Genomic DNA, 14,323 nt, shown 5'->3' with positions numbered 1-14,323 from the left:
TTTTTTTTAAAATTTTTTTCTTGCAATTCTGAAATAAAGCTCAGCTCTAGCTTTCTAGCATTTTAAGAGATTGAAGTATGCAAATAAGAATTAAATTAGCAATAAAGGTTAAAATCTTTCAAAAACATGGGTAATGGTAGAAACACACTCGCAAAACTTACTTTTCATGTTTATATCTAGTAAATCATTAGTTTTTACATAGTTTTTTATTTATTGCTATGTGCTGATTAAACTTTACATAACTCACTTCAACCAATAGAAAAAAATAAAATTTCTTTATGTTATTGCAACTAAACAGCCGATAGCTTTATCATAAAACCCAACATCATTGGCTATATTTTTACTTGAAATAAACTTTGTAGGTAAACTGCTTTATTAAGCTTTTTGTTTATGAGCATCTTTTAGCTCAAGCTTTCTTGGTTAAAATATTTCGCAATAACAATGAGATAAAATATTCTTACGCTCTAAAATCAAAAAATTATTTAAACCTTGAATCTTTAACCGCAAAAAGATCATCAGATATTTTTTTGCTAGGATTAACTAGGAAGTTAATAAAATTTACCGAAACTTTTTGTTTATTAGCATCTGTTAACTCAATCTTTTTCAGCTCAAATGGTTCAATACTGAAAACAAAGGTAAATTCTCCTATATCTTTTTGCTTAGATTTTTTTGCTGTAATTAACATAGCGCCTTCAGTTTTCATAGATTTAATCACTTCTAAATCACTGTTAAATTTAATTTTTTTTCTAGTTATTAATGCTGCTATAGAGTTTTCTATAGGTATGTAATTTGATTGCTCTAGCTCTGTATCATAGTAAATTAATGACTTACCATTAGCGATAACTATTATTGGCTGATCATTATATTGCCAGCGGAATTTACCTGGCTTCTTAAGATAAAAGATACCTTCGCTCAAAGTACCATCATGATTCAACTGAATAAACTCTGCTTCTGCTGTGTGGATATTATTTAAATATTTCTCAATTTTACTAAGCTCGTTATTACTTAGAGTTTCTGCTAAACAGACGTTTGATAAAAATAAAAATGTAAAAATAATATATTTAAGCATATGTAAATAAATAACTAATTAATCTAAAAATATATTAATGTAAACTTAAAAGCAGCTTGATTTTTTGCATATTAATCTTATTAATTTAAAAAACAGGTAAAATAGGTAATAATCATGTTTAAACTTACAAATAAAAAAGCACTCATCACTGGTGGCTCTAGAGGCATAGGTGCTAATATAGCAAAATTTTTTGCAGATTCTGGGGCAGAAGTTATAATCACTGGGACTAATGAAGAGAAACTAAAAGAAGTTAGTACCTCAATAGGCTCTAATTGCTCTTATGTAGTAGCAAATTTGAGTAATGAGGCTGAAATAGAGCATTTAATCTCTAATTACTGCACTGACCTAGATATTTTAGTTAACAATGCAGGTGTAACTAAAGATAATTTACTACTTAGAATGAAAAGTGAAGATTGGCAGCAAGTTATAGATGTTAATTTAACTGCTTCATTTAAGTTAATCAAAGGCACTATTAGGGGCATGATAAAAAAACGCTCAGGAAGGATAATAAACCTATCATCCGTGGTAGGCTCTTCTGGAAATCCTGGCCAAGCAAATTACTGTGCTTCAAAAGCAGGCTTGGTAGGCTTAACAAAATCAATTGCTCTAGAGATTGCAGCAAGGGGGGTAACTGTTAATTGTATTTCACCAGGTTTTATTCAAACTGATATGACTGATAAACTAACTGAAGCACAAATCGACCAAATCACTAAGAACATACCATCTGGTAAAATGGGTAACCCTAATGATATTGCATCAGCGGCTTTATTTTTAGCAAGTGATGAAGCTGGTTATATTACGGGACAAAATATTCACATAAATGGCGGATTATATTTAGCTAATTAAATTTTTTCTTTAAATTTAAAATTAAATAGTTTAATTAATATGCAGAATAAATAATTTATAAGGTATTATAATATGAGCGATACATTAGCTAGAGTAAAAAAAGTAGTTGCAGAAAAACTAAGTGTTGAAGAAGGAAAGATAACAGAAACTTCAAGCATAGTAGATGATTTGGGAGCTGATAGCTTAGATCAAGTTGAGTTAGTAATGGCTTTCGAAGAAGAATTCAATTGTGAAATTCCTGACGAAATTGCAGAAAAAATTATCACAGTAAAAGACGCTGTTGAGCATATTGAAGCACAAGCTTAATTAATAAAATGAGAAGAGTAGTAGTCACTGGTACAGGTTTGGTATCGCCTCTAGGGGTTGGTACCGATTATAATTGGAAACAACTAATATCAGGTAAATCTGGAATAAGTAAAATCACCCAATTTGATACTAGCGATCTACCTTCTAAAATTGCCGGCTTCGTTCCGCGCGGCGACGCATCGCACGAGTTTAATCCAGATAATTTTCTTGACAAAAAAGAGCAAAGAAAAGTATCAGACTTTATAATTTACGCCATAGCCGCAGCCGAAGAAGCAATTAAAGATGCCAATCTTGGCGATTCGGATGACGTTAAAGAAAATACAGGTGTTATTGTAGGAGCTGGTATCGGCGGCTTAGGAGCTATACAAGATAGTTCTATAAAGTTAAGTGAAAGAGGAGCTAGGAGAATTAGTCCTTTTTTCATACCAAGTAGCTTAATCAATTTAGCTTCTGGTCACATATCTATAAAGCATGGCTTTACTGGGCCAAATCACTCTGTTGTAACTGCATGTGCTACAGGCACTCATGCTATTGGAGATGCTTTTAGAATGATAAAATATGGAGATGCCGATATTATGGTCTCAGGCGGAACTGAAGCTGCAATATGCAGAATTGGTTTTGCTGGCTTTTCCGCTGCTAGAGCATTATCTACTAGTTACAATGATACACCCGAAACTGCATCAAGACCTTGGGATGAGGGTAGAGATGGTTTTGTTATGGGTGAAGGAGCTGGTATTTTGGTCCTAGAAGAATATGAAAGAGCAAAAAAAAGAGGTGCAAATATATATGCAGAAGTTGTTGGTTATGGTTTATCGGGAGATGCATATCATATAACCGCTCCACACAGCGAAGGTATAGGGGCATTTAAAGCAATGTCAAAAGCATTGAATGATGCTAAACTAAATACAGATCAAATTGATTACATCAATGCGCATGGTACTTCAACTCCAGTTGGGGACAAAGCTGAATTATCTGTGGTTGCAAGATTATTCCAAGATCGATCAAAGAACTTATCCATGTCATCGACTAAATCTTCTATTGGTCATTTACTTGGTGCAGCTGGAAGTGTTGAAGCTATATATTCATTATATGCTATGAAACATAATCTAAGACCAGCAACCTTAAACCTAAACAACTCTATAGATAATTTGGGTATTAATTTAACTGCGAAATTACCAGAAGAAAAAGAAACTAATATTACTTTATCAAACTCATTTGGTTTTGGTGGTACTAATGCTTCCATTATTTTCAAGAAGCTTTAATAACAAGATAATTTTAGCTGTTTTTCTTGTAATAACGGTATTTTGTTATCTAAACATACACCATACTTTACATAAAAACATTCAGTTAGATAAAAATGTAGTATTTGAGATTAAAAAAGGGGCAAATTACAATCAAATATTTTCTAATTTAGAAAAAAACAAAATAATAAAGCAACATCAAATTCACTTTTTTATTTTTAAGATAATTAACAAATTAAAGCCCAACTTTTATTTTAAGGCTGGTGAATATGAAGTAAAACAAAATACTAAATATATAGAACTCATTGAAAAATTCATAAAAGGCGAAACATATTTAAGAAAATATACTATAATTGAAGGTTTTACCTCTTATCAAATAGTAGATTTATTGCAACAAATAGAATATTTAAATGGTGATATAGAAAATATTCCAGCTGAAGGGTCTTTACTACCGGACACATATTTTTATAAAAAAGGAGATTCTAGGCAGGACCAAATAACTTTAATGCAAAATAGGATGGCAACTGAGCTAGAAAAGATCTGGTTAAATAGAGAGCCTTCAACTCCACTAAAAAATAAAAAAGAATTGCTAATCTTAGCCTCAATAGTTGAAAAAGAAACTGCTCTTAGGACAGAGAGAGATCATGTTGCTGGGGTCTTTATAAATAGGCTAAAACAGAAAATGAAATTACAATCTGATCCAACCGTCTTATACGCTGTAACTTTGGGTAAATATAAATTAGATAGACCGATATATAAAAAAGATTTAAGAAAAACATCAAATTATAACACCTATCATATTTTTGGTTTACCCCCCTCACCTATTGCAAATCCTGGTTTAGAGGCGATAATTGCAACATCTAGACCTAAAGATACTTTAGATCTATATTTCGTTTCAGATGGTTTTGGTAGACATCAATTTTCCCAAACATTAGTAGAGCATAATAAAAATGTACGAAAATTAAGAAAAATAGAAAAAATGAGAAAAAATGAGAAAAAATAACATCACCATAGAAATTTTTATTAGATCAATAATATTTAATCTTTGCTTCTTTATTACTACTTTATTTATTGCTTTTTTAGGTTTGTTTTTCGCAGTATGGTCAAAGAATTTAGCTAGAATAGTTGGATTATTATGGGGAAAGTCAACTTTGTTTTTAGCAAATTATATCTGCAATATAACATATAATATTCAAGGAATTAGTAAGTTACCAAAACATAATAAATTTATTATAGCATCTAAACATGAATCAACCTGGGATACTGCCTTTTTTCTCGCAATATTAAATAACCCTGTTTATATTCTGAAACGAGAATTATTATTTATTCCATTATTTGGACTACATCTTCTTTTTATGGGTATGATTCACATTAATAGAAGTAAAGGTAAAAAATCTGTAAAAGAAATAACCCAAAAATCAGATAATGTTATTAACAATTTAGCAAGGCCTATTATCATATTCCCCCAAGGTACTAGAACTAAGCCTTTTGAACAAAAGCCTTATAAAAGTGGAATATATGCTATTGCAAGGAATAGCAAGGTTAACTCTTATCCTGTAATATTAAATTCGGGACAATTTTGGAGCAAGGGTAGTTTTTTCAAATATCCTGGAGAAATTACGGTAAAAATAGCTAAAGCTGTGGACCACACGCTAAATAAAAATATTTATATGCAAGAATTAGAAGAAACTATAGAATCCAAATATATAAACTTAAAAAAATAATTAAACTCTTGAGCAAAAGTTAAATTTAGATTAAAATAAAATTATAAACCTATTATCCATTAATATGTCAAAAGCAAATAACGAATTAATTAAAAACAAATTACCAGCAAATGAAGAAAACAAGTCTTTTCTGGATAGAACCCATATAGATAGTAATTATTTACCTTCTGAAGATGAAGAATATATGTGTGATGAACAGCTTAAATATTTTAGTGTAAAATTAAATAATTGGCGGAATCACCTTATTAATGAATCTAACCAAACTTTAGAATCACTAAAAAGCAAGCATATGCGTGAACCGGATGACGCAGATAGAGCTACTGCTGAAAGTGATACCAACATAGAGCTAAGAACTAGAGAGCGATATTTAAAGTTAATTTCTAAAATAGATGGAGCTTTATATAAAATTGAAAATAAAACTTTTGGCTATTGTGAAGAAACTGGTGAAGAAATAGGTCTAAAAAGATTAGAGGCAAGACCGGTAGCAAACCTTACTGTTATAGCGCAAGAAGCAAGAGAAAGAAAAGAAAAGCTCATGCATGAAAATGACGCAGAGTAACATAATCTCTAAAGTCTTTGTTTTATTATTTTGTATTTTTACGAATATTCACTTAACTATGGCAAATCTTTGTGATGGCTTAAATGTAGGGGATTGTGATGTTGCATACCGTTGTGACGAAACTTATTTTATTAAGTCTAGTTGCTATCCTTTTGATGCAATAATGAATGATGAGGGTTCATGTTACTGCCCTGATGGTGGATGTTTTTCTTGTAGTGTGGGTTTGATAGACCCCTCGTCTGAATATTGCACATATCCAAAAAATATCATGAATTTGTTAAAGCCTGTAGATAATGGAACTGTGATAAGTAGCGACATAACTACTAAATTATCATATGAAGAATTTGGTTATCCAGATTCTTGTGGAAAAAATAAAAAGGCAGATTTTAGTTGCTGGGATTTTTCACTTGGCACATACTTGTATGGTGCTCCCGGATGTCTAATCATGGATGATAAAGATGATGGCTTTAATCTTAGTCAAACTCATCGAAACATTTCTTTTTCTGAAATAAAAAGTAATTCCTTACCTGATGCTACAGGTGAATTTTTCATTACTAATTATAGTAATGGCACCCCTAAAGCATTAAAGCCAAATAATTACTATGGAATTCAACCCAGGATTGAAACGATCCAGCAAGGCGGTTCAAGCAGAGACATAATTAGAGTTTATTTCACGCAAGGAGATAAGCATGATAACGCGCAAATTATGTATAATGTAAGTTCTAGTAATAGTGACGAAAATTATTTCATTTTTGGAGATGATAATTTCAGTAATATTGATACAAATACTATTATAGATGGTTATCGCTGGCGCCCTATGGATTTTTGTGGCTGCATAAATAATTGTGATGAATTAACATACGAGTTAACTGATGGTTCTGACAAAGGAGTTGATTGTTATAACAATAAATATTTCAAAGGGTTATTAGTAGATGTTAAAGACCCTAGTAAGGGCATATATCTTCCACCAAGAGGTCCCAAAAGAATTTACTCTAATGAGTCAGTTACAGTTTCTGGCACCACTTATCCATCTTACCCTACACCACCTCAATTTTCTTGGTCTTTAGATCCTACATCTAATTTTTTAACGCCTATTATAAATATCACAATATCAGGTCAAGATATTATCTCCAATCTACAAATTAATGAGAGTAAAAAAATATATAGCAAGTCTCATACAGTTTATAATTATCAATTTTTCATGAATATTGAGCATGAGTTTAATGAACCACAGATTTGCTTATATTCTTGTTTATATGATAGTACTAATTCATCTTGTTATGTATCTGATTTAAATCAACGAACAGCAAGTAAAAATATAGAATCTTATCTTACCACAGGAGAAGAAGGTGATATAGACGCTGCTAAAGCATATTTATTATTACCATATTCCAATCATCAAGACTGTGTTGCGTTGCCAGAATTTAATCAAGAAAATGCTATAACCATAACTGGGCGGGGTATAGGTTCTACATATGCGGAGCCTAAAATTGCCGTTATTATTTCAGATGGCTCAAATTCATCAAGTGCTATATTAAATATTGCTGATAAGGAAGAAATAGAAAATAATCTTTTGGCAACTCCAGATGATGAAGCTCCAGTTCTTAAAGACATCTCCGACACACCTATCTTTTATCCTTTAGCCTTAACTATTTTTCAAGAGAAATATCTGCCTATTACTGCAAGTAATGTAAATTACTGTCAATATTACTACCCAGAATATAGTATAGCGGGCATTACTTATAATAATAGTTGTAGTAATCATTATCTAATTAGTGATAATTACGATTCTTTTATTTGTATACATAATTTATTTCCCAAACCAAGCGAAAATGAAAGTGGCATTCTATCTAGGACCATCCCATTTAATGTTAATTCTACTATAGTTAATAATTATTATAGCTCTGAATATGATCTGGCATTTTCTAGTAATTTATGTGTACCCACGCCTAAAAGAATTAATAGTTTTCGTTATGAAGTAACTAATAGTGATCCAGAGAATATTGTCACTAATATATTTATAAATTATAATGACCCTAAGCCATTTAACGATCCGGATGATAACTATATAGCTGATGGAACTTTGCATGATATTTTACTCATAGAGGGTTTAGCTGCGCCAAGTCCTGGCTCTGGAAATACTGAAAATATTTCGGAAATAGGCTATCATAATAAAATCAAAATTATTGGTGAGAATAATGGCACAACATATTGTCTAAAATATAGCCAATTTGACTATAGTATTAATAATTGGGGCTTAGAAACTAACATTGGTGATTGTATTGTAACTTCATTATGTCCTGCATTTAGTGGTACAGGATATTCATTAGCACAATCACAATATTTAGGTGAAAACAACTACATTGAAGCAGAATGTGATACTAGATATTCTGGTTCAATAAGAGCTAAATGTCAGATAGGAGGTAACTGGCAGATTGAAGGTTCATGCACCTTAAATACATGTGCAGCTGGATCTAAAAACATGGGTACATATCGCATATATAAATTAACCTCTATGGATGCTGGACCTAGCAAGAATTGTGCTAATACTGCACAATATGATAGTCACGTCATAACATTATCGAAACACTTATCTCTTACTTCACCAGGATCTAGTATCACGGTGCAATGCAGTAGTGTTAATAGCCTTCTAACAGGAAATATAACAGCTAGCTGCAGTGATGCAGGGAAATGGTCATATACTAATAATTGCAAAGGAAAATGCTACTCATTACAGGAAGACTCTTATTACTCCAATGGTGCATACTCTAGTAATTTAAAATATGATAGAAGTAATTGCGGTAATGATAAAAAAAGAAAAAGATGGTGTAGAGGTTACTGTAATGGTGACAATGGAACATGGAGAGATATTGTTAAACATTCAGGGAGTTGTAATTAATAACATTAGTATATTTTGCAGTTAATAACTTCTAAATAAAGCAAAATATATCTTATTATTTTAAATTTTTATAGCATATTTTACCACTTGGTGTAATAAATGATTACTTTATTAGTAGTTTATGAAGTTATTTTCCATATTTTGTTTATCTATCTTTATTATTACTCAGTTAAATAAGCAAAACAAAGCACAACATAGCTATCAGAAAACTAACTCCAACTTCATTATTTTGCATAAATATAGTAAAGCGTATTTAGCTAGAGATACTGAAGATAATAAAATACTACTTACAAATGTAACGAGCTCTTTTGCGAGAGGGGATAGAATAAATGCTACATATTATTTAAAACCAAAACTTTGCTTATCAAAGCTAGATAATTGCTTAGCAATGGGTAAGGTGATAAATTATGAATATATTGAGAGTAAAAAGCATGGTAACATTTTAAGAGAATTTATCATAACACATATAAAAAAACATTCTAATAATCCTTTAGCACCAGCATTACTTGCGGGCTATAAGAATGATCTAACCAAAGACATTAAGTCTAGCTTCTTTAAAACTGGTACTTCTCATTTACTCGCTATCTCTGGTCTGCATATTGGTGGTATTGCTATGTTTAGTTATTTTCTAAGCAAAAAAATTCTCAGCTTGTCAATATTTTTAATGCTAAAATATGATATAAGAAAAATATCAGCTTTTTTCAGCTTATTATGTGCTTTATTATTTCTAATTATTTCTGGCTTTCCAATTTCAGCGCAAAGAGCATTTTTATTTGTTATGATTTATGTTATTGGCACATTACATGATTTTAAACCAGCTATAACTAATATTATCTTAACTTCTGCCTTATTTCTGCTGTTAATTGAGCCTAACAATTTATTTAAAGCTGGTTTTCAAATGTCCTTTGCTGCCGCATTATGCTTATCTATATATTTTAATAGTTTTTCAGCACATTCATATTTTAAAAAGCTATGCTACTCTTCTTTTATAGCAACTATAATCACCACTCCATTAGTAATTTTTCATTTTGGCATAGCAAGTATTATTGCACCTCTAGTAAATATTATGGTAATGCCCATAACTTCTATAATTATAATGCCAGCTGCTTTTATTTGTTTGTTATTAAGTTTTTTTGGCCTAGCTAATCTTAGCTTCAAATTATTAGATTATATTTTACAGTTATTCGCTGATTTAATTAAATATTTCAGTGAATTTGCTATATTGACGCCAGCCAATATTAAAATTAATGAATATTCATTATTATTGCTTCTAATTGCATTATTAATTATTTTGCTATCTGGAAATAAAAGAGCATATTGCGTTGCTCTTATCTTTTATCTCACCGCTTATATAATTCCTTATTTTAACTATTATAAGGCAGATCTAATTGTTACATCTATTAATAAAATTTTTATATTAAAATATAAAAACAGTCATTTAATTAGTGAGCGCAACTTAAATATTTATCAACAAAAATATTTAGATAAAAAATTTAATAAATTGCAAAAATTTAACTTAAAAGATTATAATAATAGTGAACTTAACTGTAATAAACAATATTGTGTTATTTCGAAAAATAACAAATTAGTTACTATTGTAAATTATGCTCTAGCTAATGATAAATTTTTACAATTATGCGAAAAATCAGATTTAGTTATTAATTATACTTCAGGTAAAATATGTCCTAATAAATTAACTTTTAATAAATATGATTTAAATAAATTAGGACATATCAAAATTCATTTAGAAAAAAATAATATTAAATTTACTTTATAATGGTTTGACCTTTAAAATAAGGTTGTAAAATTTCTGGAATATTAATTGAACCATCTTCATTTTGATAATTTTCAATTAAAGCAACTAAGGTTCTACCAACTGCTAACGCTGAAGCATTCAAACTATGTACAAACTTAATATTTTTATCTTCATCCTTATATCTTGCTTTCATTCTTCTTGCTTGAAAATCTCCACAATTTGAAGCACTTGAGATTTCTCTATAACAATTTTGCCCTGGCAACCAAACTTCAATATCGTAAGTTTTCTTTGCACCAAAACCTGTGTCCTTACTACATAATTTAACAACTCTATATGGTAGCTTTAAGCGCTTTAATATTTCTTCTGCTATCATCAACATATGCTCATGTTCATTATTTGAGCTTTGTTGGTTAGTAATAGAAACCATTTCCACTTTGTTAAACTGATGCAACCTTATCATACCCCTGCTATCCTTTCCTGCCGAACCTGCTTCACTTCTAAAACATGGTGTATATGCACAAAATCTAAGGGGCAAATCTTTTTCATTAAGAATTTTATTTTGCACTAAATTAGCAAGTGCGATTTCAGCAGTTGAAATAAGCCATTTTCCATCTGTTGTCACAAATGCATCTTCTGCAAATTTAGGTAGTTGACCAGTACCTATCATAGCTTTTTCATTCACTAACAAAGGTGGCATAATTTCTTGTAAATTATATTCTTCAGTTAATAAATCTAACATAAAAGTAGCTAATATTCTTTCTAATTTAGCTAAATCATTTTTTAAAATGACAAATCTTGAGCCACTAATAATTGCAGCTTGCTCAAAATCCATCATACCTAAATTTTCACCCAACTCAAAATGTTGTTTTGGGGTGAAATGAAATTGTTTTATTTTACCAAATTTCTTCAATTCTATATTATCATCTTCACTTTCGCCCTCTTCTACATCATTTGCTAAAATATTGGGAAGTGAAAGTAAAATATCATTTAACTTATACTCTATTTCACTATTATTTTCTAATTCAAAAATTCTTTTTTTTACTTTATCAGCCTCTTTAAATAAATGTTGCGCCTCCTCACCTTTACTTTTTAGCACACCTATTTCTTTAGCTATTTTATTTTTCTGCTGCTGCAGCTCTTGTAATTCGCCTTTAAAACTTCTAATTTTGTGATCTAAAGCTAAAATTTCATTGGCTTTAGGTTTAAGATTTCTGCGTTCTAATGCTAGATCAAATTCCTGTGGGTTCTCTCTGATAAAATTAAGGTCATGCATGATTAAATTTTTCTGCTAAATAAAAGGGTTAATTCAAATAATAAAATCATTGGTAATGCAACGCCAAGCTGAGAAATAACATCAGGTGGGGTTATCATTGCCGCAATAGTAAAAAATATTACTATTATGTATTTTCTTTTTTTTGCAAGAGTTTTAGCCGTTACAATTTTAGCTTTTAGTAAAAAAATTAAAATAACTGGTAGTTGAAACACTATACCAAAGGCAATTATAATTCTTTGACTTAAAGCCAAATATTCATTTATTTTTGCCTCCATAACTATGGGAACTATAGTATTTAAGTTCTCAAAACCTATAAAAAATTTCCATGCTAATGGAAATATAATATGATATGCAAAAAAGCAACCTAAGTAAAATAATAAAGGCGCTAATATTAAAATTAAGGTAAAAATCTTTTTTTCTTTTTTATATAAGGCCGGAGCAATAAAGCGATGTATATGCCAATTTAAATAAGGAAATAAAATTAAGAAGCTAACAAAAAAAGACATTTTAACATAAGTTGTAAAAGCTTCAGCCAGACCCGTGTAAATGATTCTTCTTTGTTGTCCATCAAAAGTTAATATTGATTCTAATGGCTTTAACAAAAAGCTATATAAATATTCGGCAAAAACATAACAAAAAACAAAATTAATTAAAAAAAATACAGCAAGATATATTAATCTAGATCTAAGCTCTATGAGATGTGCTAGGAAGTTAGTTTTTTTCATTTTTATCTAACAAATCATTAATATCATAGGCATCATATAATTTGCCATCATCACCTATTACTTTTTTGATATCATGATCTAAATTTTCAATATCAGATTTTAGCTTATTGGTTTCATCTAAAGTGACAATTTGATTTTTCATTTGATTTATTTCTTTTATAGCCAATGAATATGACTTCCTTAACTGCTGATATAGATTTCTAATTTTAGAAATAACATAAGGATATTCTTTTGGTTTTATTATTATTATTGCTAAAATTACAATTATAAAAAGTTCAATTAATGAGATACCAAACATTTAAGTAAGTTATTATAGGTTGGAGTTTCAGGATATATAACATTTTTACTAAAAGCAGTAAAAACTTCAGCTATTCTAGCACTTAAACAAAATATATTTAACTCTTTTAATATTTTTTTCTCTATGTTTGCGATAAAATATTTAGCATTTTCCTGTGAAAAAAATATTAAATCGGTAATTTTATATTTAACTATAAAATCTTCTAACTGATTCTTACCTATTGGAAAATAATTAATATTATATGAAATTTGTTCTGTAATATTTTCTACATATTGTTTAAAATCTAAATTTACCAATTCGCCTCGCAAATAATGATATGTAGATTCTTCTTTGGTTATGTGTGTTAATAACTCCTTGCTATTGGTAAAATATTCAACATTTAAAACTCCCTGCTCTTTAAGGTAAAAATAAAAAGACTCCCCTACCAACAAAAATCTGTTTTTTTTATTAATTTCTTTTAATTTTTTTATAGTGAGCGAATTTAGAGCATTTCTGCTGGTAATTAGCAAAGTTCTATTTTTAAATTCTTCCACATTCAGCTGGAAATTTTCGACTTGAAATATGGGCAATAATGCTGATTTGATATTACTTTTCAATAAATCTTGCTTTGTTCTGACTGCAAATTTTTCGTTTCTGGTAATTAAAACAACTCTAGCCATTTTGTATAAATTTAATTATATCGGCTCCTTCTATTTTAAATCTCTCTACAATTCTATCTATTTCTGATTCAGCGTCGCTAGTCTCAACCATAATATTATCATCTATTTTTTTACTACCGTCAGGATGTATAATACATGACTTTATTTGTATTTCATGACCAAAAAATTTTGCGAAACATGCAATTGGAGTTCTACAGCTACCATCTAATTCAGCCATAAATTTACGCTCTAAATTAACACAAAACTCTGTTTCTTGATGATTCAATTTTGTTAATACATTTTTAATGGCTTTATTTTCTCTAGTGGTTACCACTCCTATTGCTCCCTGACCTATTGCGGGTGTCATTATGTCACTAGATATTTTTTTAGTAATAACTGACGGTATACCTACTCTTTTAAGCCCTGCTGTTGCTAATATTATACCGTCTATATTTTGTTCCTTTAACTTTCTTAATCTGGTATTTATGTTACCCCTAAAACTTACTATTTTTAGGTCAGGACGATGATTCAATAGAATTGACTTTCTGCGTATTGATGATGTACCAATAATTGAGCCTTGTGGTAAATGAAGTAAATTCATATATTTATGTGAAATAAAAGCATCAGTTGCTTCCTCTCGTTCCAAAACTGCTGAAACCTGTAATTCCTCTGGCAATTTGGCAGGTAAATCTTTCATAGAGTGAACTGCTAAATCAATATCTTGCTTTATTAGCATTTCGTCTATCTCCTTAGTAAACAAGCCTTTACCTCCGATTAAGCTTAAATTTGCATTTAAAAACTTGTCACCTGATGTATTAATCTTTATGATTTGAATATCTTTTTCTGAAATAAAATCATTATATTCTAATATTGATTTTTTTACTTGATTTGCTTGAGCAATTGCTAATTCACTTGCTCTAGTGCCAATTTTTATTGGTAAATTATAATTAGAATGCATTAAAACTAGAAATTAAGTATTAGATATTATA

The 14,323-nt window shown here is 29.7% G+C and carries 14 protein-coding genes; 8 read left to right on the top strand and 6 right to left on the bottom strand.

The window, feature by feature from the left end:
• Nucleotides 1-478: 478 nt before the first annotated feature.
• On the bottom strand, nt 479-1,069 hold the full coding sequence (locus HOH73_01125) for an outer membrane lipoprotein carrier protein LolA (GenBank protein MBT5827469.1): 591 nt from the start codon (nt 1,067-1,069) through the stop codon (nt 479-481).
• A gap of 114 nt (nt 1,070-1,183) precedes the next feature.
• Between HOH73_01125 and fabG the strand changes: the two genes are divergently transcribed.
• From fabG to HOH73_01085, 8 genes are all read left to right on the top strand, one after another.
• On the top strand, nt 1,184-1,915 hold the full coding sequence (gene fabG, locus HOH73_01120; GenBank protein ID MBT5827468.1) for a 3-oxoacyl-[acyl-carrier-protein] reductase: 732 nt from the start codon (nt 1,184-1,186) through the stop codon (nt 1,913-1,915).
• Nucleotides 1,916-1,987: 72 nt separating this feature from the next.
• Nucleotides 1,988-2,221 carry an acyl carrier protein gene (locus HOH73_01115; protein MBT5827467.1) on the top strand — a complete coding sequence of 78 codons (234 nt, stop codon included), beginning with the start codon at nt 1,988-1,990 and terminating at the stop codon, nt 2,219-2,221.
• 8 nt (nt 2,222-2,229) lie between these two features.
• A complete protein-coding gene (fabF, locus tag HOH73_01110; protein MBT5827466.1) occupies nt 2,230-3,483 on the top strand; it encodes a beta-ketoacyl-ACP synthase II in 1,254 nt (417 codons plus the stop codon).
• Nucleotides 3,455-4,465 (top strand): endolytic transglycosylase MltG, encoded by a 1,011-nt coding sequence (mltG, locus tag HOH73_01105; GenBank protein ID MBT5827465.1) that lies wholly within the window; start codon nt 3,455-3,457, stop codon nt 4,463-4,465. The genes fabF and mltG overlap by 29 nt, the downstream gene beginning before the upstream one ends.
• Entirely contained in the window at nt 4,452-5,186 is a 735-nt protein-coding gene (locus HOH73_01100) for a 1-acyl-sn-glycerol-3-phosphate acyltransferase (protein MBT5827464.1), read from the top strand. The genes mltG and HOH73_01100 overlap by 14 nt, the downstream gene beginning before the upstream one ends.
• A gap of 64 nt (nt 5,187-5,250) precedes the next feature.
• Nucleotides 5,251-5,745: an RNA polymerase-binding protein DksA gene (gene dksA / locus HOH73_01095; protein MBT5827463.1), complete on the top strand. Its 495-nt coding sequence runs from the start codon at nt 5,251-5,253 to the stop codon at nt 5,743-5,745.
• Entirely contained in the window at nt 5,732-8,644 is a 2,913-nt protein-coding gene (locus HOH73_01090; protein ID MBT5827462.1) for a hypothetical protein, read from the top strand. The genes dksA and HOH73_01090 overlap by 14 nt, the downstream gene beginning before the upstream one ends.
• A 121-nt stretch (nt 8,645-8,765) precedes the next feature.
• Nucleotides 8,766-10,421: a ComEC/Rec2 family competence protein gene (locus HOH73_01085; protein ID MBT5827461.1), complete on the top strand. Its 1,656-nt coding sequence runs from the start codon at nt 8,766-8,768 to the stop codon at nt 10,419-10,421.
• On the opposite strand, the gene serS is transcribed toward HOH73_01085, so the two are convergent.
• Genes serS through hemC form a run of 5 tightly spaced genes read right to left on the bottom strand, consistent with a single transcriptional unit; the run spans nt 10,411 to nt 14,292 of the window.
• On the bottom strand, nt 10,411-11,673 hold the full coding sequence (gene serS, locus HOH73_01080) for a serine--tRNA ligase (GenBank protein MBT5827460.1): 1,263 nt from the start codon (nt 11,671-11,673) through the stop codon (nt 10,411-10,413). The two genes, HOH73_01085 and serS, sit on opposite strands and share 11 nt — an antisense overlap.
• Nucleotides 11,674-11,675: 2 nt before the next feature.
• A complete protein-coding gene (gene tatC / locus HOH73_01075; protein ID MBT5827459.1) occupies nt 11,676-12,398 on the bottom strand; it encodes a twin-arginine translocase subunit TatC in 723 nt (240 codons plus the stop codon).
• Nucleotides 12,385-12,696 (bottom strand): hypothetical protein, encoded by a 312-nt coding sequence (locus tag HOH73_01070; GenBank protein MBT5827458.1) that lies wholly within the window; start codon nt 12,694-12,696, stop codon nt 12,385-12,387. The genes tatC and HOH73_01070 overlap by 14 nt, the downstream gene beginning before the upstream one ends.
• Nucleotides 12,678-13,355 (bottom strand): hypothetical protein, encoded by a 678-nt coding sequence (locus HOH73_01065; protein MBT5827457.1) that lies wholly within the window; start codon nt 13,353-13,355, stop codon nt 12,678-12,680. The genes HOH73_01070 and HOH73_01065 overlap by 19 nt, the downstream gene beginning before the upstream one ends.
• A complete protein-coding gene (gene hemC / locus HOH73_01060; protein MBT5827456.1) occupies nt 13,348-14,292 on the bottom strand; it encodes a hydroxymethylbilane synthase in 945 nt (314 codons plus the stop codon). The genes HOH73_01065 and hemC overlap by 8 nt, the downstream gene beginning before the upstream one ends.
• Between the last annotated feature and the right edge of the window lie 31 nt (nt 14,293-14,323).

The organism is Alphaproteobacteria bacterium (genome assembly GCA_018667735.1).
Classification (GTDB): domain Bacteria; phylum Pseudomonadota; class Alphaproteobacteria; order Rickettsiales; family JABIRX01; genus JABIRX01.
This window is presented reverse-complemented; position numbering and strand designations above follow the sequence as displayed.